Source organism: Nonlabens sp. YIK11 (genome assembly GCF_001413925.1).
Taxonomy (GTDB): domain Bacteria; phylum Bacteroidota; class Bacteroidia; order Flavobacteriales; family Flavobacteriaceae; genus Nonlabens.
This window is the reverse complement of the sequence record NZ_LBMJ01000001.1, coordinates 2,031,364-2,051,032: the sequence shown is the minus strand read 5'-3', so window position 1 is coordinate 2,051,032 and position 19,669 is coordinate 2,031,364. Positions and strand designations below refer to the sequence as shown.

The 19,669-nt window shown below is 39.0% G+C and carries 18 protein-coding genes; 6 read left to right on the top strand and 12 right to left on the bottom strand.

Annotated elements, in window-relative coordinates:
• The first annotated feature begins 2 nt into the window (after positions 1–2).
• Entirely contained in the window at positions 3–458 is a 456-nt protein-coding gene (locus AAU57_RS09215) for a hypothetical protein (RefSeq protein WP_055412631.1), read from the top strand.
• Positions 459–530: 72 nt separating this feature from the next.
• On the opposite strand, the gene AAU57_RS09210 is transcribed toward AAU57_RS09215, so the two are convergent.
• Complete coding sequence (locus AAU57_RS09210; RefSeq protein ID WP_082438601.1) at positions 531–2,477, bottom strand: S8 family serine peptidase; 1,947 nt, start codon at positions 2,475–2,477, stop codon at positions 531–533.
• Between the two features lie 118 nt (positions 2,478–2,595).
• Here AAU57_RS09210 and dnaN point away from each other — a divergent pair, with 118 nt between their 5' ends.
• Positions 2,596–3,711 carry a DNA polymerase III subunit beta gene (gene dnaN, locus AAU57_RS09205; protein ID WP_055412629.1) on the top strand — a complete coding sequence of 372 codons (1,116 nt, stop codon included), beginning with the start codon at positions 2,596–2,598 and terminating at the stop codon, positions 3,709–3,711.
• A gap of 75 nt (positions 3,712–3,786) precedes the next feature.
• Here dnaN and AAU57_RS09200 read toward each other — a convergent pair whose 3' ends face one another.
• The 4 genes from AAU57_RS09200 to AAU57_RS09185 all read right to left on the bottom strand — a co-directional run bounded on the left by AAU57_RS09200 (position 3,787) and on the right by AAU57_RS09185 (position 6,629).
• Entirely contained in the window at positions 3,787–4,335 is a 549-nt protein-coding gene (locus tag AAU57_RS09200; RefSeq protein WP_055412628.1) for a type 1 glutamine amidotransferase domain-containing protein, read from the bottom strand.
• Between the two features lie 118 nt (positions 4,336–4,453).
• Complete coding sequence (locus AAU57_RS09195; RefSeq protein ID WP_082438600.1) at positions 4,454–4,969, bottom strand: DinB family protein; 516 nt, start codon at positions 4,967–4,969, stop codon at positions 4,454–4,456.
• Positions 4,969–5,445, bottom strand: a complete 477-nt coding sequence (locus AAU57_RS09190; protein WP_055412627.1) for an Lrp/AsnC family transcriptional regulator — start codon at positions 5,443–5,445, stop codon at positions 4,969–4,971. Before AAU57_RS09190 ends, AAU57_RS09195 begins: the two co-directional genes overlap by 1 nt.
• Positions 5,446–5,516: 71 nt before the next feature.
• Complete coding sequence (locus AAU57_RS09185) at positions 5,517–6,629, bottom strand: M14 family zinc carboxypeptidase (RefSeq protein ID WP_055412626.1); 1,113 nt, start codon at positions 6,627–6,629, stop codon at positions 5,517–5,519.
• Positions 6,630–6,989: 360 nt separating this feature from the next.
• Here AAU57_RS09185 and AAU57_RS09180 point away from each other — a divergent pair, with 360 nt between their 5' ends.
• Complete coding sequence (locus tag AAU57_RS09180; RefSeq protein ID WP_055412625.1) at positions 6,990–7,451, top strand: helix-turn-helix domain-containing protein; 462 nt, start codon at positions 6,990–6,992, stop codon at positions 7,449–7,451.
• A 132-nt stretch (positions 7,452–7,583) separates the two neighbouring features.
• Positions 7,584–7,967 carry a hypothetical protein gene (locus AAU57_RS09175; protein ID WP_055412624.1) on the top strand — a complete coding sequence of 128 codons (384 nt, stop codon included), beginning with the start codon at positions 7,584–7,586 and terminating at the stop codon, positions 7,965–7,967.
• Positions 7,968–8,203: 236 nt separating this feature from the next.
• On the opposite strand, the gene mscL is transcribed toward AAU57_RS09175, so the two are convergent.
• The 6 genes from mscL to AAU57_RS09145 form a co-directional block, all read right to left on the bottom strand.
• Positions 8,204–8,659: a large conductance mechanosensitive channel protein MscL gene (gene mscL / locus AAU57_RS09170; RefSeq protein ID WP_055412623.1), complete on the bottom strand. Its 456-nt coding sequence runs from the start codon at positions 8,657–8,659 to the stop codon at positions 8,204–8,206.
• A gap of 18 nt (positions 8,660–8,677) precedes the next feature.
• Entirely contained in the window at positions 8,678–11,353 is a 2,676-nt protein-coding gene (locus tag AAU57_RS09165; RefSeq protein ID WP_055412622.1) for a DNA gyrase/topoisomerase IV subunit A, read from the bottom strand.
• Between the two features lie 218 nt (positions 11,354–11,571).
• Entirely contained in the window at positions 11,572–12,720 is a 1,149-nt protein-coding gene (locus AAU57_RS09160; protein ID WP_055412621.1) for a hypothetical protein, read from the bottom strand.
• A gap of 324 nt (positions 12,721–13,044) precedes the next feature.
• On the bottom strand, positions 13,045–13,389 hold the full coding sequence (locus AAU57_RS09155; RefSeq protein ID WP_055412620.1) for a hypothetical protein: 345 nt from the start codon (positions 13,387–13,389) through the stop codon (positions 13,045–13,047).
• The gene (locus AAU57_RS09150; RefSeq protein ID WP_055412619.1) at positions 13,382–13,588 is read right to left on the bottom strand and encodes a GldL-related protein; all 207 of its coding nucleotides are present in this window, start codon (positions 13,586–13,588) and stop codon (positions 13,382–13,384) included. Before AAU57_RS09150 ends, AAU57_RS09155 begins: the two co-directional genes overlap by 8 nt.
• Before the next feature lie 52 nt (positions 13,589–13,640).
• A complete protein-coding gene (locus AAU57_RS09145; protein WP_055412618.1) occupies positions 13,641–15,506 on the bottom strand; it encodes a DNA topoisomerase IV subunit B in 1,866 nt (621 codons plus the stop codon).
• A 165-nt stretch (positions 15,507–15,671) separates the two neighbouring features.
• Between AAU57_RS09145 and AAU57_RS09140 the strand changes: the two genes are divergently transcribed.
• Both AAU57_RS09140 and AAU57_RS09135 read left to right on the top strand, forming a co-directional pair.
• Positions 15,672–16,193, top strand: coding sequence for a SixA phosphatase family protein (locus AAU57_RS09140; protein ID WP_055413725.1), 522 nt, complete (start codon positions 15,672–15,674; stop codon positions 16,191–16,193).
• Positions 16,193–16,411: a VF530 family DNA-binding protein gene (locus tag AAU57_RS09135; protein ID WP_055412617.1), complete on the top strand. Its 219-nt coding sequence runs from the start codon at positions 16,193–16,195 to the stop codon at positions 16,409–16,411. Before AAU57_RS09140 ends, AAU57_RS09135 begins: the two co-directional genes overlap by 1 nt.
• Positions 16,412–16,514: 103 nt before the next feature.
• Here AAU57_RS09135 and AAU57_RS09130 read toward each other — a convergent pair whose 3' ends face one another.
• Positions 16,515–19,493 carry a T9SS type B sorting domain-containing protein gene (locus tag AAU57_RS09130; protein WP_156340088.1) on the bottom strand — a complete coding sequence of 993 codons (2,979 nt, stop codon included), beginning with the start codon at positions 19,491–19,493 and terminating at the stop codon, positions 16,515–16,517.
• Positions 19,494–19,669: the final 176 nt, after the last annotated feature.

The following is a 19,669-nucleotide window of genomic DNA, read 5'->3' as shown; positions in this document are numbered from 1 at the left end:
CTATGAAAGAATTGAAAATGGCTGCCGTTGCAGCTTGTAAGCAGGAAATTAAAGACCGCATCGCTGTCCATAAGGAGCAGCTGGATGACATTAATAATAGTATCGAGTCCAACGAAACCAAACACGGATATGACAATGACGACAGTCAAGGTGAACTGTTGGGAGATTTTGAACGATATGCCCAGTTGCGTGAAGAGCATGAAGACATGCTGGTAGAATTCAACAATATTGATTTTCACGGTGGCAAGAAAACAGTTCAAGAAGGTGCGATTGTAAGAACTACTGATAGATTATTACTCATAAGCGTAGGAATAGGACAACTGGAACTAAGAGAGCAAAACAGTGACCTGTTTGCTATTTCCAACAAGGCGCCCATCTACCTTGCCATGAAAGGAATGAAGGAAAACGAAAGCTTTACATTCAACAACAAAGAATTCAAAATTTTAGAAGTTTACTAGATATCAACTATTACAATAAAAAGCCCGATCGTTTATGCGATCGGGCTTTTTTGTTATCGAATCTTTGATCTGTTATTTAATGATCAGTTTGCGTGTAGATTTAAGGTTACCATCGCTTACCTGTACAAAATATACTCCAGATCCTAAGTCTGAAATGTTGACTTGCTGGTTAAATCTGCCGTTATTGTTGAAGGATTCATGACGTACCATTTGTCCAAGAGTATTATAAAATTGCACGCTGACCTTACTGGAAACGGTAGTAGCATCAAAGGTTATATTGACAACCTCATTTGCAGGATTAGGGAAAATACTGAGCCCAGAAATTTCTTCAGAACTAGAAGAGGCTGTTTGTGGTGTCGCGCCGTTTACCAGTAGAGAATACGGTTGCGTTTCTGACAGCTCGCCTTTATGAGTAATTTCGACCCTATAATTTCCTGCTGGCGCATCAATGTGGATGATTTCTATGTTGTCAACATTGTTGACACCTGTTGTGGCGGCACTTCTCGGTTTGTCCTTATTTAATTTATAAGGATAAAATACAGTACCATCGTCAGCTATCACCTTTAAATCTAAATCGTTTATCAAATTAGGTGTTTCAAGATCTTCTTCAGCGTCAAAGGCTACCTCTCTACCAGGTGCATCCGTCCATGATAAAGCAAAACTAACTCGTTCATTATTTTTAGAAACAAAAATTTGCTCATATGTATTTTTGCTTTCAAGCTCATTCTCCATGACCGAACTACTACTGTCGAGATTTAAGATCATATTAGCTGCTGCTTCTACGTCGAACAATCCCCATCCAAATCTATAATCAGGTCCGGGATCACTGCCTGCTTCTTTTGTGGTCATCAAAGCAACACCCTTTGCGGTGGCTGATTTCATAAAGATTCCTTTCTCTTCATTGTAGAGTTGTTGCAGAAGCATTAAGCCGCCCGTAACCATTGGGGCAGACATTGAAGTTCCGCTCTTTACCCCAGTTGCTGTATCAGAATCGCTACTTAAACTGAACACACCTACGCCTTTTGCTACAATATCAGGCTTTATTCTACCATCGTCCGTTGGGCCAAACGAACTAAAACTAGACATTTCTACACTTGATGGGCCACTATATCTAAAGACATTATTTACCGCTCCTACAGTAATTAAATTTTTAGCAACCGCTCTATCAGTCAAAATATCATAACCTCCATCATTAGGATTAAAACCTTGACCTCTATCATTCCCTGCACTCACAACTGGCAGAAAATAAGGATAGCGAAAAGCAATGAAGTCAAATGCTATTGCAGACTCGGTATAACGTCCAAAATAAGCAATTGGTGTATTTTGAGTTACCTCTACTCCATAACTGTGATTTGATAAAATACTACCATTTTGGGCTTCTGCAAACATTTCAGTTACATCATCATCAAACCTATAAGAGTTTAAACTTCCCATTGGAGCCATACCTCGTAAAGATAAAATACTTGAACCTGCGCTTATAATAGTACCTCCTACATGAGTACCGTGATCGCTAAGATTTTGTCCTAATTCACCATAAAAAACACGTGAGGAAAACTCTTCATGTGTTTCCCTTGAATAACCGCCATCCCATATGACTGCAGTGATACCTTGACCTTCAATGTTTAAACCTAAACTACCTCCAGAATGTAAATGATCAACGCCTATGGTAAGTCCACCGCTGTAGTTATAAGGTACGAGATAAACAGGATTTCCATTACCGTCAATTCTTTCTAGCCATTTAAACTCACCGTCAGAGGTTTTTGCAATTGCTTTAGTAGGATTAGTGGTTAGATAGTCTGAAACTTCTTTACTATTTAATTTAGACCTCTTCAGTATAAATTGTTTCAGTTCTTGTTCATGAATTGGATCTACAGCTTTCACCATTTCCTTTCGTTGCTGAGTAGTTTGAGCTTGGCCAATAACAAAAATTAAGAGGCAAATACATAAGAGTGTAATTTTATTTTCCATATAAGTAGACAAAAAGGAATATATTGTTGATAAGTAAATGTGCGCAGCCATATTATAAAAAATATCTTTGCTCCGCGATTGAGAGTCGCAATTTAATTGATTAGTTTACAAGTTTTATACCATTGTCCGCTTAATTTGGGACACCGGTAAATGATTTTAATAAGACACGATGAAGTTTATAGTATCAAGTTCCTATTTGCAAAAGCACTTACAATTGTTAGGTGGTGTGATAAACAATAACAACACATTGCCTATTCTTGACAATTTCCTTTTGGAATTGGTCGGTAATGAATTGAAGGTTTCTGCATCTGACATGGAGACCACAATTATTAGTAGACTAAATGTTGAAAGTCAAGATGATGGTCAAATTGCTATTCCAGCAAGATTATTATTGGATACCTTAAAAACCTTTCCTGAGCAGCCACTTACGTTTCATTCTGAAGGAACAATGATGACCGTAAGTCATGACAAAGGAAAATCTGAAATAGCTTGTGCTCCGGCTGAAGAATTCCCAAAAGCAGTTCAACTGCAGGATCCTAGTAGTACTTCCGTGATGGGTGATACCCTAGCGACAGCTATTAACAAAACGATTTTTGCAGCAGGAAATGATGATTTGAGACCCGTGATGAGTGGAGTATTCTTCCAATTTGCTAGTGATTCCCTAACCTTTGTGGCTACTGATGCTCATAAACTGGTTCGTTACAGAAGAGAAGATGTTACGGCAAGTCAGACGGCAGAATTTATCATGCCTAAAAAGCCACTCAACTTATTGAAGTCTATTCTACAAGGAAGCGAGGCTGATGTACTCATTGAATACAATGAAAGTAATGCTCAATTTACTTTTGAGAACACAACCATCATCTGTAGATTGATTGATGGAAAGTATCCTAATTATGAGGCAGTAATTCCTAAGGAAAACCCTAACAAACTTACCATTTCAAGAACGCAGTTCTTGAATAGTGTGCGACGTGTGAGCATTTTCTCCAATAAAACCACGCACCAGATAAGACTTAAAATGGCAGGTGCAGAATTAAATATTTCTGCTGAAGATCTAGATTATAGCAATAAAGCAGACGAGCGACTCACTTGCGATTATCAAGGTGATGACATGCAAATAGGCTTTAACAGTCGTTTCTTGATTGAAATGCTCAATAACCTTAATTGTGATGATGTATCGCTTGAAATGTCGTTACCCAATCGCGCTGGTATTCTAACCCCAGTAGATGGACTTGATGAAGGTGAAAATGTGACGATGCTGGTAATGCCCGTGATGCTTAATCAATAATAACTTACAGTTCAAATACTAAAAAGCCCTTTCAAAATAAATTTTGAAAGGGCTTTTTAAATTAAATATGCAAAATTATGCGTGTTGTCTATCGTGTTTTCCTTCTCTCAATTCTTCAACAATTTTTTTGTTGAACGCTGGAAGATCGTTGGGATTTCTACTAGTTACAAACCCTTGATCGGTTACAACTTCTTGGTCTACCCAGTTAGCTCCTGCGTTTTCTAAATCTTTACGTATAGTGTGGTAGGACGTCATTTTTCTGCCTTCCACTACTTCTGCATTAATTAAGGTCCACGGCCCGTGACAAATAGCACTTACTGGCTTCTTCTGTTTGAAAAAGTCTTTAATAAAAGAAAGGGCATCTTCGTTGGTTCTCAAACTGTCTGGATTGATTACGCCTCCAGGCAACATCAGCGCATCATAATCACTGGCACTGACTTCATTTAATTGTTTATCTACCTTATAGGATTTGGACCAATTACCGTCTGCCCAAGCTTTAATTTCACCTTTTTCAGGTGATACTATATGTACAGTGGCTCCTGCATCTTCAAAAGCTTTTTTAGGACTGGTAAGTTCGCTTTCTTCAAATCCATTCGTGGCTAATATGGCTACATTCTTATTCATAATATCTATTTTTTTGGTTCATCACAAAGATCAGGATGAAGCAAAGTAAAACAGCGTTAACAAATCAGAAGCCTACCTAAAGGAAACGGTAAATTTGTGGGAAACTTCATAAAGGACGTTAATATCTGTTCTCAATGATTTTTAAATGATGCTTCCAGTGTCCACATATCACAAACGGAATTGCTCTAACTGACATAGAGTGACCGCTACCAACACCTAGATTATTCAATGATTCTGGCGTTGCATTCTCAAACAAATCAATGGTAGAAGCTCGTACAATTTCTAGGGATGATATAAGGTTCGCTTTCGCGAAAGCGAAATCCCTCAAACCTCTCACATATAAATCCTGATCAAATCCCGGAAGGTTGGTCGCATCACCTCGCATGAATGACAAGGCGCGGTAACCAAAAATGCGTTCCGTATCCATACAGTGGACCAGCAGCTCACCTATACTCCACTTATCTGGCGCATAGCGATGGTCTAAGGGCTTTTCTAGATTATCGATGAACTTAATCGTTTCCCGAAGCGTTTCCTTAAGCATAAATAGCATATCACTGGAAAGCGATATGCTATTTATGTAAGGTTCGTAGTACGCCGCATATTCTGACGGCCTAATATCTCTACGGAAAATCATTATAGATCCTGAAATACTTTATGCAGCAATCGTTTCTTATCATTGATGCTTTCTTCCAGACTTATCATCGTCTCTGTACGGCTCACACCGTCGATGTCGTCTAAAAGGAAGATGATCTTTTTTGCATGCGTAGTGTCTCTTGCTCTTATCTTACAGAAGATATTGAACTTACCTGTGGTAATGTGAGCCACTGTTACATAAGGAATCTCTGCAATGCGTCCCAATACAAATTGTGTTTGACTGGTGCGGTCTAGATATACTCCTATGTAAGCGATGAAGTTGTAACCCAGCTGTTGATAGTCCACCGTTAAAGAGGAACCATGAATGATTCCTGATTCTTCCATCTTTTTCACCCGAACGTGAACCGTTCCAGCGGAAATATTTAATCTTTTTGCGATATCAGTAAAAGGTGTTCTTGTGTTTTCAATTAAGACATCAAGAATTTGCTTATCGATCTCGTCTATTTTAGCCCTCATTTTTTTCTGTATTTTAATACAAAATAAAAGATTGCATTGATAGATTCCTAATAATATTGAAGAATAAATGATTATTTAATGAAAGAACTGATTTTTAGCGATTGAGAGGTGACCACCATATCGTCTTCTATAACCAGATCATCTTGGAAATTTTCTTCTTTGGCTAGGTCTATAGTTCGATGTCCATATAAAATACAGTCCTCATCAATGGCATATATCATAGGTATGAACTCAAGTCCACCAGAAGCAACCTGTTCATGGTACATGATCGCGATGTCTCGGGCTCCATTAATTGATGGTGCATTGCGCAACAATATATCTACATAATTTTTCTGTACCGCAGGAATGGATTGATAGACTTCTAAAACGGACTCATTTTCATTCTCTATATTTTTCATCATGGGTACGTTTTTCAAAACGCTCATTAGCGATTCCTTAATCAGTTCTACTACATGGTCGCGACTGTAGTCTTCGCCAGCGTGTCCAGCCTCAAATAAAATGGTGGGAATGTCTTGAGACTGACAGTAATCACCCCAACAATTGATATTGAAGGCATCATCATATCGGCCTACAGCTGCCTTAGAAAGATCTTTAAGGTCGGCAATTATGTGATTGATGAGTTTCATAGACTGCAAACGAGATGGTGTTATACGCTTATCTGGATCTGCTGATGGTGTCAAAAAAGACAATTGACAGGGCAAGACCGAATTTTCAACACCATAGATGGTTCTTTGACCATGAAGATTTAAGGCCAGATCAGGTTTAAAAAAATCAATAGCATCTTTTAAAATCAAACTTTCTGGCTGACTCAATTCCTGAGCATCTCGATTAAGATCGACGTTATTGGCATTATTACGTGTCCATTCATTAGCGCCATCAGGATTTAAAACGGGAATAATATATAATGATATGTTATCCAGAAGTTGAAAGAATTCCTTGTTTTCCAAAAGCCCTACAATGGCTCTTGTGGTCGTCGATTCGTTACCGTGCATTTGTGACCACGCCAAAACCTTAAGATCGCCATGACCTAGACGTAATCCAAAAACAGATCGATTTTCAACAGAAGATCCTAGATAGGAAAACGAATAAAAATCCTGCGGCAACTTTTCAATAACTTCCATGAAAACCTTTTCAAAATGTTCATAGGTAAAGTATCGAGGTAGCTTATGAATGGATGAGCTCATAGTAATTACTCTTTGATGCAAAAGTACATTTAGTAAAGTAAATAAAGATGATCAAATGATGTGTTTACATTCGTAAACACCAGTAAATTTACAATTGTAAACAAAGCGTATCAGTGAATTGTTTATTGATGTAAACACCAAGAATAGAGAATGTACAGCAAGCAAGCTAGAGAACCTTATGAAACGACTCAAGCATTATATAGATCGATCATAATATTGTTTATCAGATGATTAAATCAATTTTATTAAACCTTTAATTCATATATAATAACTTGCTAGATCCAAAGTTTTACTAATTAAATAAAGAATGTTTACAAATGGAAAAGGTATTTGAAGTCTGTTTTGTTTATATTTGTAAACATGGTAGATTCAGAAGAATTTTCGAAACGATTAGAGCTCATTATGGAGCGGCATGAGCTTAATGCATCGAGTTTTGCCGAGCAAATTGGTGTAGGACGCAGTTCCATATCGCATATTTTATCTGGACGTAACAAGCCTAGTCTAGACTTTGTATTGTCTATTCTCAAGAGTTTTGATGATGTAGATCTTTACTGGTTGTTAAATGGAAAAGGCACCTACCCTAAATCAAGTGTTACAGAAAATTCAAATGCATCAAGTGAATCAACAACGATAAATAAGAAAGTAATCGTTCCAGAGAAAGCTAATATTCCAGACCAACCTGCAGAGCAAAAAACAACGGAACAACTTACCGAGGTTCCAAAAAAAGTATCTAGACTATCTATTAAAAACGGGAAGAATATAACAAAAGTAATTTGGTTCTATGAAGATGGAACCTTTGAAGAGTTCGTACCTAATTCTTGATTCAGATTATAGTCACAACTCTAAAACTCCTGTAAGATTTCTTTGACGGTCAAAACAGACCAAACCGATCTCCAGCGCTTATTTTTGTAATGGGTTAGATAAGGTAGCCTACTTTTAAAATATTACATATTTATGCGCAGCTTCACCATCGTTCTCCTTGCCATCATTTTTACCTCATGTTCTAATTATACCAATACTAGAGACTGTGATGATTTTAGAACTGGAACTTTTGTCTGGGAACAGGAATCTGGTGGCAAATTATTGAAAACTACTTTTGAACGCACAGAGGATTTGCAAATCGAAACTTTTGAAGGTGTGGTGGATACTTCCAGAGTAGAATGGATCAACGCCTGCGAGTGGCGCGTTATTCCCATCAACCCCAAAACTAATGCAGAGAGTCGCGCCTACCTTTTCAAGATCCTTAACACGACAGATAATAGTTATTCCTTTGAATTCAAGCAGTCTGGTCGCGACCAGATCTACTACGGGACGGCCACTAAACTTAGTGACGAATAGAAATCAATAAAAAAGCGCCAGAGTCTCTCTCTGGCGCTTTTCTTTGGCTATTCAAATAAATCTAACATGAAAACTATTTTCAAGAGAAGTGTTTTGGCTAAAAAACAGCTTCAAATTCGTTTTCACGTTTCTGACTATAGAACGCCTAAAAGGTTTAATTAATGCTTTTTGCAGTTCGCTTTCGCGAAAGCGAACTAATCACAAACACCTTAATTACAGTAAGTTATTCTCTAAAATTATTTTTGAGAGAGTATTTTGTTTTGCTCTTGCATGAGCTCTTTTAAATCATTGAGCAGCTCGATATCCTTAGGAGTGACCACTTCTGGATTTTTGGGATCCTGTGCCCTATTGCGCAGCTTGTTCATGAGTTTAATCACGACAAAAACGGTAAATCCAATAATTAAAAAGTCAATGGAAACCTGGATCAACTCACCGTAGCCTATGGCAATCTCTTCGGTTCCTGGTGTAGGCGTGGCACCTGTGGTATTGGTGGCTTCAATGCCTTCTCGCAGTACCCATTTACGGTTTGAGAAGTTGACACCATCAGTCAACAGTGATAATGGTGGTAAAAAAACCTTTTCTACAATGGCTGTGACCACCTTGTTGAATGCCGTACCAATGATGATACCTACGGCCATATCGATCATGTTTCCCTTGACCGCAAACTCTTTAAATTCAGTTAATAAGCCCATGTATTATTCCTTTCTTACTTAAAATAGACTGGCTTGTCCCTTATCATCTATAGGCGACTCACCATCTTGATCTTTTTCTTTTGTAGGTTTCTCGTCTTGAGAATTGTTGCCGTTATCAGGTGTATCGTCCTCGTCATCTTCTTCAATGACCTCTACGTCTTCTACTTCCGGCTCTTCATAAGGCAAAGGATCCAGCAGGTTGATTTGCTTGACTTTTTCCTTTGTCAACATATTCCCTTGAGCCGTGATGCCTTTGATGCTTATGAATTCTTCTAACGGAATTTCCTCATTAGGTGGTTGTTCCTTACCACGAGGTTTATTGAAAACCACTTCCGCGACCGGTAGATGATCTGTAGAAATGATTTCTAGATAGGATTTCTCGTGGTCTGATATGAAAAGCTCTTCTTTGTCTTCATTCTCGATCAAGAAACGCTTCACGTAAAATAAATCCTTCTCACCATTAAAGTAAATAGCACTGATAGGTTTGTTGGGAATCCATTTTTCCAAAACGATCATATCATCGTCAAAACGCGCTGTAACTTCAGGAACCACAGTTTTCGCTATTCCTTTTTGATTGATGATTAGTAATCGATCGTCGCCTTTGAACTCGCCCAGCAATTCACCGCGACCGTCCACATTAAGTCGTCTTACCGTATCATCAAACCAGATCTTGCGCGGTTTGAGCGTACTCACGCCTTCTTCCTTGAGTTCGACTTTCTTGATGTTGTATTTAGTCACCAGATTTCCTTTACTGGATCTTCCTTTGATCAAAATTTCAGAGAAATCTAGGTCCCATTTTAATTTTTTGATGCTGCCTTGCTGGCGCAGGTTGATCGTGACGATTTCTGCCTCACCATTAGGGTTGGCGCTAAAATAATGAACGCTGGTACCTGCCGTTCCATAGCCTACACTGTATTCACGATCTCTGGTCATGCTCGTCACTGAAAATCGCTTTACATAACTAGGACCTGTCTTACCATCACGGTAAATCAGGTTGTAAATAGTGCGTTTATCCTTCTTTTTCCAGACAGCCACATGTAAAATATCTTTACCAACGAACGTCTTGGCATCTACCTTAGTGACCATCATGGTTCCGGCTTTCGTGAAAACGATAATATCATCGATGTCTGCGCAATCACAAACATATTCATCGCGCTTCAAGCTGGTCCCAACGAAACCTTCTTTGCGATTGACGTATAGCTTTGTATTTCTAATGACCACCTTACTGGCGACGATATCATCAAAGGCTTTGAGTGCGGTCTGGCGTGTACGGTCCTTACCGTAATCCTTTTGCAATTTCTTGAAGTAATCAATGGTAAATTCTATCAGATTCTCCAGGTTCTTTTTGAGTTCTGCAATACGGTCTTCCAGCGCTTCAATTTTTTGCTGTGCCTTATCGATATCAAACTTAGAAATGCGCTTGATGCGAATCTCTGTCAACCTCACAATATCATCTACTGTAATCGCTCGCTTCAAATGCCCAATATGCGGCTTCAAGCCTTTGTCAATGGCATTGATCACGCCATCCCAAGTTTCTTCTTCTTCTATATCGCGGTAGATCCTGTTCTCAATAAAAATGCGCTCGAGTGATGCAAAGTGCCACTGCTCTTCTACTTCATCCAGCTGGATTTGTAACTCTTGACGTATGAGTTCTACCGTGTGATCTGTGCTGCGGCGCAGCATTTCAGTCACGCCTACAAATAATGGCTTGTTATCTTCAATGACACAACCCAGCGGCGATACGCTTACCTCACAATTGGTAAAAGCAAACAATGCATCCATGGTCTTGTCTGGAGACAATCCTGGCGGTAAGTGGATCTGGATCTCAACTTCGGCAGCTGTGTTGTCCTCGATCTTTTTGATCTTGATCTTGCCTTTCTCGTTGGCTTTGAGAATGGAATCAATCAGCGAACTGGTAGTTGTAGAGAATGGAATCTCTGTGATGATGATGGTACTCTTGTCTGGTGAATGCATTTTAGCACGCACACGTACCTTACCGCCTCGCATACCATCGTTATAGCCAGAGATATCTGCCTCGCCACCTGTTGGAAAATCAGGATATAATTTGAAACGCTTGCCCTGCAAATGTTTAATGCTGGCATCAATGATCTCGTTAAAGTTGTGTGGTAATATTTTGGTACTTAAACCTACGGCAATACCTTCCGCTCCTTGCGTGAGCAGTAACGGAAACTTGACCGGTAGATTGATAGGCTCCTTACGACGGCCATCATAGCTGGATTGCCATTCGGTTATTTTAGGATTGAAGAGAACTTCTAGAGCAAATTTGGATAAACGCGCTTCAATGTAACGAGAGGCCGCTGCAGGATCGCCGGTAAGAATGTTTCCCCAGTTTCCTTGCATATCAATGAGCAGGTCCTTCTGCCCTATTTGTACCATGGCATCGCCTATGGATGCATCACCATGCGGGTGATACTGCATAGTGTGACCTACAATGTTTGCCACCTTGTTATAACGACCATCATCCAGATCCTTCATGGATTGCATGATACGTCGTTGCACTGGTTTAAAACCATCTTCTATGGCAGGTACCGCACGCTCCAGAATTACGTAACTGGCATAGTCCAGAAACCATTCCTTGTACATGCCAGTGACACGTGTAATGGTTTCTGTGGCTTGTTCTTCAAAGCTGTTGTCCAGATTCTCTAATTCTTCGTTTTCGTTTTCTTCGCTCATTCATCGTTTTAGTTCAATCCTTCAATTACTTTTTTTCATAGAAGTTGGGGATTGGGGGATTTACTTCATGCAACCACATTGAGAATTCTGTTGCTCTTTTTTCTCTCATTTCGCACTAGTTTCGTTGCTTACCGATTTTCAATCCTCTATGGCGTGGACTTTTGTTCATTAATTATTGTGTGGTCAAAATGATTTAGATTTTGAATAATTGTAACTACTTATTTATTCAATTTGTAAAAAAACATATCTACCCCAGTAGTATTTTCTGGAAGTTCAAAATCTCCATCTCTACCAAATGTAGTCCCTGAGATATAGTAACTACTTTCTTCTTTAATGTCAAAAAAAATCTCACCTTCGTCAAAGCTTCCAAGAATTCTTTGAGATATCAAATTTAACTCAGGGTCGAGAATCGTGACTTGCGACCATTTTGAAAAGCTATCAGTTCTTGGATTACCAGTTGCGAAAACTATATTTCCATTGGAATTAAGATGAGTACTTATAACATTTGAAGAAGCAGCAAAAAGCTGATTTGCAATTTCGTTTCCGCTCATTGGGTCAATGATTTGAAATCTGTATTGAAATCTATTGTCAATCACCCCAGAATAAACAAATAATAGATTCCCATTATCTAGCACTAAACTCTCACGAATACTTACCCGTTCATTGCTTCTAGTAATTATTTCTTGTTGTAAAACACCATTTTCAAAAATTTTACAAAAAGGATCATCCGCGCGACCTGTGTTAGAGTTAAATTCCGATAGTCCGAAAACGTAAATCTTATCATTTTCGATAAAGAATTTTGAATTGGGAAATTGAAATGGGACATCCAAATTGTTAACTCCGACTAAGTCTCCGGAAAGAGTATATTCTTCGATGGATAAACCGTCTTGAGTTGGTCGTGATCTGTAAAAACTTGATTCACCTTCATAAAATTCCCCAAAAGTATTGCTTGCGATGAGTTTCTCAGCTATTTGGTTACCATTTTCATCAAACTGTAAACATCTTAACTCTGAGTCAATGGATATATAAAAGAAATTTATCTGACTATTCGAGATGGTTACAAAACTTGTTTCGGGAGCATCGTCGATAGACAATTCTTTTGTCCACAACAGTTGCCCGTTGGCATCAATCTTACTTATATTATTATCATTAAAATCTCGACGGTCAGAATTTAATCCATCGTTATGAAAAACGTAAACCTCATCATTAAACTCAATAGAGTTGATTGGTATGGAAAGAGGTAAAAGCACCACATATTCTCCACTATTTAGATCATTCGTTGAATTTGTGTTATTATCCTCACTCGAACAGGAGACAAATAAAATCAATAACAACAATTTGATAATCAAAGTTAGTTTTACTTTCATATTTATTTCTTGATTTTTAGATGTATTGATTTAATTCTGAAGTTGGTCAAAAATATAATTTATGTCTGTATTATCTAAATTATTAATACTGTTATCTAGACATTTAAAATCTCCTTGTAATCATCAACTCGCTTATGGAGATTGATTATTTCAAATATGAATATAAGCAGATTTTCTGTGCTTATTTTCATTACTTGTGCGGCTCTAATTTAAATACTCATCATGATTCGCTTGACGGAATTGAAGTACAATGTTATCTATTTCCTTATTGATCAATTATTCAGTTTCAATTATTAAACCTAAAAGTTTCGAATCTATTTTAAACTATTTTAATTCAGGTACAAATCTTTCTTTACCATTTTTAAGTTTCAAAAAATGTTTCCGATTATGAATTCTTTTTTTCCTAGAAATCGGCTCAATGTCAGTCAAAAAAATTTCAGTAATTATCGTTTTGTTATAATTGATTAAAATTAACAGTACAAAACTAACAATAGCAGTAATCATTGAAATGCCGTAAATTAAATCGTCATTGCTAGCAGCATTTCCAAAAACCGTATCCATTGAGCTTAGAAAGATCAATACCATTCCCACATTTAAGTACAATACATACTTTTTGTAGCTGTCAATGATAAGGAGTTTCCCATCTTCTATTCTATAATTATTACTCATTGGAATTATTTGTAGTTAAAATATTACCCATAAAAGCAAAAAGCGCAACAACTTTTAATACCAAACCAGTCGCTAATATTGTATTCCCATTGATCAAAGTACCTTCTCCAAAACCCCAATGCATGATCTTGAATAATGCACCTGTGATTATAAGAATTATCGCAACTATTAAAATTATAATGAATCCTTTATTCTTCAAATTATACTTATTCGTTAGCTACTATTGTTAATTATTCAGGCCATTAATCGAATCATAAAGGCAAACCTTCCTCCACCACATCCAATTCTACCTTTAAGTTATCAATGATAAACTCCTGACGATCTGGTGTGTTTTTACCCATGTAGAAACTCAGCAATTCTTCAATACTCATGTTGTCATCTAGCATAATAGGATCTAGTCGTATGTCATCACCTATAAAATGTTGGAACTCATCCGGGCTTATTTCACCCAAACCTTTAAATCGGGTGATTTCTGGATTTTTACCCAGTTCCGCTAGTGCCTCTGAGCGTTCTTCTGGTGTGTAACAGTATCGGGTTTCCTTTTTGTTACGTACCCTGAACAATGGCGTTTGCAATATGTATAAATGACCTTTTTTGATCAGTTCTGGGAAAAATTGAAGGAAAAACGTGATCAATAACAAGCGTATGTGCATTCCATCCACATCGGCATCTGTGGCGATGACGATCTTGTTATAGCGCAGGTCTTCCATGCTGTCCTCAATATTCAAGGCCGCTTGAAGCAAGTTGAATTCTTCATTTTCATAAACAATCTTCTTGCTCATGTTGTAAGAATTCAATGGTTTACCACGCAGTGAAAACACCGCTTGGGTATTCACGTTGCGGGATTTAGTTATGGATCCGCTCGCACTATCACCTTCGGTAATAAATAGTGTGCTGTCTAGGTAGCTATCTTTTTTATTATCTGTCAAATGCACCCGGCAATCTCGTAGTTTTTTATTGTGCAGGCTGGCTTTTTTTGCTCGATCCTTAGCCAGCTTCCTAATACCACTCAATTCTTTACGTTCGCGTTCTGCCTGTATGATCTTGCGCTGCAGTGCATCTGCCGTTTCTGGGTTTTTATGTAGATAGTTATCTAGCTGCGTTTTAACAAAGTCATTGATAAACGTGCGCACGGTAGGCAAATCACCGCCCATGTCTGTAGAACCTAGTTTTGTTTTAGTCTGCGATTCAAAAACAGGCTCCATTACCTTTATGGCAATAGCGCTTACAATGGACTTGCGTATATCACTGGCATCGTAATTTTTGTTATAAAACTCGCGAATGGTTTTTACAACAGCTTCTCTAAAAGCAGCTTGATGCGTACCACCTTGCGTGGTGTTCTGTCCATTGACAAAGGAATGATACTCTTCAGAGTACTGTGTTTTACTGTGCGTCATCGCGATCTCGATATCCTCGCCACGCAAATGGATGATAGGATAAAGTCGATCTGATTTATTGATGGTCTCGCTCAACAGGTCTTTCAAACCATGTTCTGAGAAAAACTTCTCACCATTGAAGACGATGGTCAATCCAGGATTGAGATATACGTAGTACTTGAGCATGCGTGACACATACTCTGGACGGTACTTGAAGTTTTTGAAAATCTCCTCGTCAGGAATGAATGTAATTTTAGTTCCCTTGCGACGGCTGGTTTCTTCCAGCATTTCTTGGTCGGTAAGTTCGCCACGAGAGAATTCTGCACTTGCACTCTTACCGTCACGTGTGGATTCTACCCTAAAAAAATTGGACAGTGCATTTACTGCCTTGGTTCCTACTCCGTTTAATCCAACTGATTTCTTGAACGCACGACTGTCATACTTACCACCGGTATTCATTTTTGACACCACATCGACCACCTTACCCAGCGGTATTCCACGACCATAATCACGCACGATGACACGCTCGCCCTGTATGGAAACCTCAATGGTTTTACCGGTTCCCATCACAAATTCATCGATGGAGTTATCAATAACCTCTTTAAGTAGAATATAGATTCCGTCATCGGCACTGGAGCCGTCGCCCAGTTTCCCAATGTACATTCCAGGACGCATTCTTATATGCTCCTTCCAGTCCAGCGACCGTATATTATCCTCGGTATATTTAGTTTCCTCGCTCATTTGCTCTCCATGTGTACTAGCTTGAAATATAGGAAAGGTTGTTGGGAGTTCGCTTTCGCGAAAGCGAAACTAATCAACATAAATCTCCACAAAATTGTGGATAAACGTACTATTAACACAATGCCGCGCAAGTTTGCCTATTTTTACCACCACAAAGATCTACCCATGAAAAATATCGTCCTGATACTCGCACTGGCACTGGTGTCCTGTAACAATTCCAACTCGCAAGACTCAGAAAAAGAAGATGATGGCCTGACCACGTTTTACTTTATACGCCATGCCGAAAAACAGCAAGGTGCAGATCCAGACCTGACCGTCTACGGAGAGCAGCGTGCTACAGAATGGGTCAACTATTTCTTTCTCAAGGATGTGGATCACGTGATATCGTCAGACACTAAACGTACTCGCGCCACGGCAGCACCACTCGCCAAAGCCAAGAAACTAGATGTAGAAACTTATGATGTTAGCACGGTGACTGGTAAATCACTGCTGGAGCAATATCGTGGTAAAACGGTGGTGCTCTATGGGCATAGCAATACCATAAATAAATATGCCAACGATCTTCAAAAAGATACCAATTACCCAGAACTGGATGATGCCGATTTTGATCATTTTTTTATCGTAAAGATTGATGAAAACGGGAATACCAATGCCGTCAAGGAATCCATGGACTTTGATATTGATTGATGGAATCACAACCCAATAATCCCTTACACGGCGTCAAACTCGCTGATATCGTTGAAAAACTGGTGGAACATTACGGCTGGCATGAATTGGGCGGCAAGGTCAGAATCAACGCGTTTAACACCAATCCTTCCATCAAGTCCAGTCTCAAATTTTTACGTCGCACACCATGGGCACGTGAGAAAGTCGAGGAACTGTATCTGGAGACGTTTCATAATTAGAGAAGTGTCCGCAATTACTTCTTTAGAAAAAATTCTAGATGTTTATTTGATTTTAAATGTTTCGCTTTCGCGAAAGCGATAATATCATAAGATCAATAGTTGCTTATCTTTTAAGCGTAAAATGTGCCGAAAAGTCTCTTGGCACATCATCATTTCTAGGTATGTAGTTGATCCTGAACCAATAGTCAGATGAAGGCATCAACTCACCTTGAAAGGTGCCATCCCAAGATGGGTCTGAAAAATTAAGCTGCTTGAGTAACTTCCCATACCTGTCAAAAATGTTGATGGATGGATTTTGACTTTCTTGTAACCCTGCGATGCTCCATAGATCATTGAAGCCATCACGATTGGGTGTAAAAAATTTGGGGTAGCTAAGTATAAACACCACTTGAACATCTTCACCACAGCCATTTTTATCTCTAACTATCACCTCATATCTGCCATCGTCTAGATTGTCAAAAACACCGTTCTCTTGCCACAGTCCATCGCCTATACTGTACTCAAAATCACCATCACCAGTTGCCGTGGCGATGATGGTTTGGTCCTCAGCAAAATCGATAGAAGTAATTTCTACAGATAAGGATGGTGGTTCCTTGCGCAAAGCGATGGTCTCGTCTTCAAAACTACATCCTGTAAAGTTGTTCGTAGCAATTAGTTTATACTCACCAGAGAATGTAACCTCCAAGCCACTGTTTGTTTCATCAGGTAATAACTCATCGTTCAAATACCATTCAAAAGTATGGCTGGAAGAATCCAGTCCAGATTCTAAAAATGGAGTTTCAAGGATGACGTTTCCTTCATCATCAGTACATACAATGACGGTTTCTGGTAAAATGAATTCTGGTAAAGATTCCACTGTTACTTGAATCTCGCCACTGCATCCATTATCATCAATCGCTGTCATGGTCGTTATCCCAGCTAAAATAGCAGATACCAGTCCATTCTCATCTACAGTAGCAACATCAGGATTTGAAGAAGTCCAACTCAAAGCTGAACTACCGCCAGTAAAACTCAATTGCAACTGTTCATTCTCACAAACAGGATTTATAGGTGTAATTTCTATGGGATCTGTCACTGTAATATCAATATCGTCTGCGCATCCATTCACATTGGTAAAAGTGACGGTAGCAGTACCTGGAGCTAAAGAGGTAACCAATCCTGTATTATCAACAGTCAAAACAGATGGATTTGAAGATTGCCATAGATCAGTAATTGATGAAGGAGAAACGGTCGTCAATTGGCTTGATTCACCTAAACATAATAATGTATCTCCACTTAAGGTGGCATCGGTACTAACCTCAATCATCATCGTATCAAAACAGCCAGCTAGAGTGGTATATGTAATGGTGGTTGAGCCGCTAGAAAGAGTCGATAATTGACCATTTTGATCTATAGTTGCCACTGCTATATCAGAAGATGTCCATGCGTCTGTAGCTGCTGGAGTTCCATTTGCAGTGTATGTAATTTGTGAGTCAAGACAAACTGTTTGCGGCCCCATAATTACCGGTTGGGTAAGAACGGTAAACGTTGTCGTAACGCTGTCGTTGCAACCACCTTGCTCTGTATAGGTTATCATCGTTGTACCAGCTGAGACAGCTGTAACAAACCCATTATTGTCTATCGTCGCCACATTCTCGTCAGAAGATACCCAAGGGTTTGTAGCAGATGGAGTTCCTGATCCAGACAACTGGCTGGTTTCAAATTCGCATATGGTCGTATCACCTGTAATTTGTAAATTGTTGTCAATGAAGAGATCTATAGTGTTGCTCTGCAGGCAAATCTCATCTGCTTTAATAAGTATACGGTAGTCAGAGCTTAATTCTACTCCATCTGGAATGGTGCACGTTATGGTTCCACTGGTTGACGTCTCACTCGTACCTATAACGGTCGCATTGTTAAAGTTACCTTGGGCATCGCTTAGAAGCACTTCAAATAGCGTCTGACCCGTAAATCCTCCAGACAACTCAAACTCGACCTCAAAAGAATTACTGTCGCAAAAGTCAGGTAGCGTATCAAATTCGTTCAATCGTATGTTCTTCAATAAATCTGGAAATACCGATAGGTAGATTTGCCCGTTGCTGGAGTATACTGCGACGATATCGTCCGTGAATGGATTGCGTGCGATATTGTGGCTCTCTCCTACCGCTATGACCACTGCTTCACCAAAGGTTGCACCTTGATCAGCGCTTATTTTCATTTCCAGTTGACCGCTTGAGGATTTGTAACCGTCAATCAATGTTCCTGTATTATCGGCAAACAAGGTTCTACCTTGAACGTTATTGGAGTTATCTGACAATTGGATGGTTCTAGTCATGCCAGTTTCTAGGTCAAGTCGATAACCTTCTGTACCACTACCGCCTGTAAATATATAAGTCCCGCAAGGTCCATCACTTAGAGCATAACTTGAATAGAAAACAGATCCTGCTGGAGCGAGCGTTATTTGATTGACCGTCTGGCCAGCATCTTCACTTTTAAAAAGATACAGGTTGGGGTCGTCTGTGGGAAGAAAAATGGTCCCGTTAACATCGGTCAAGATATCTGCATAAACAAATGCACCGCCGGTAGGCGTGGATGAATAGGCACCATTTCCAGAATTATTATTATAAATCAAATCAATACCAGAGGTCTGAGTCAGGTATACATTGTCGTTATAGTGCGCCATATGAACAGCGCGAGAATTAGAAGAAAAAATAAACCTAGGTGGCTCAAACGTTTCTCCTTGATCGAGACTTCTTGAAACCATTAATCCATTCGAGCTAAAAGAGACAAACACGGTCCCTTCATCGTTGACCATAATACTAGATTCTGCATTTTGCGCTGAACTTACCTGAACACCAGGCAAAAAAGATGCGCCACGATCCTCACTTTTGGATACCCAAACTCCTGTAGGTCCTTGATAGACGACATAAATAATTCCATCTGGAGATACCGCAACATTTTTACTCGTATTTGCCTGTCCTATATCATAAAAACCACTTGAATCACTGACTAAAGTACCAGTAAATACAGGTGGTTGCGAATAACTAAGTTTAAAGACAAACAGAAAAAAAACAAGGGCGCGGATGGGTAAAAATCGAGGCAAGTGCAAGTTGATAAAGTTTTGAAATAAGATCTTAGTGTCTTAGCCTAAGAAATGAAAGTGCAAAATAAAAACATATGTTAATTGAAAGGACCTTAATCTAGATTATTTCGAAAAGTAAAAATGACAAGTACAAAGTCTCTTTAATAGTTCGCTTTCGCGAAAGCGAAATCCATCAA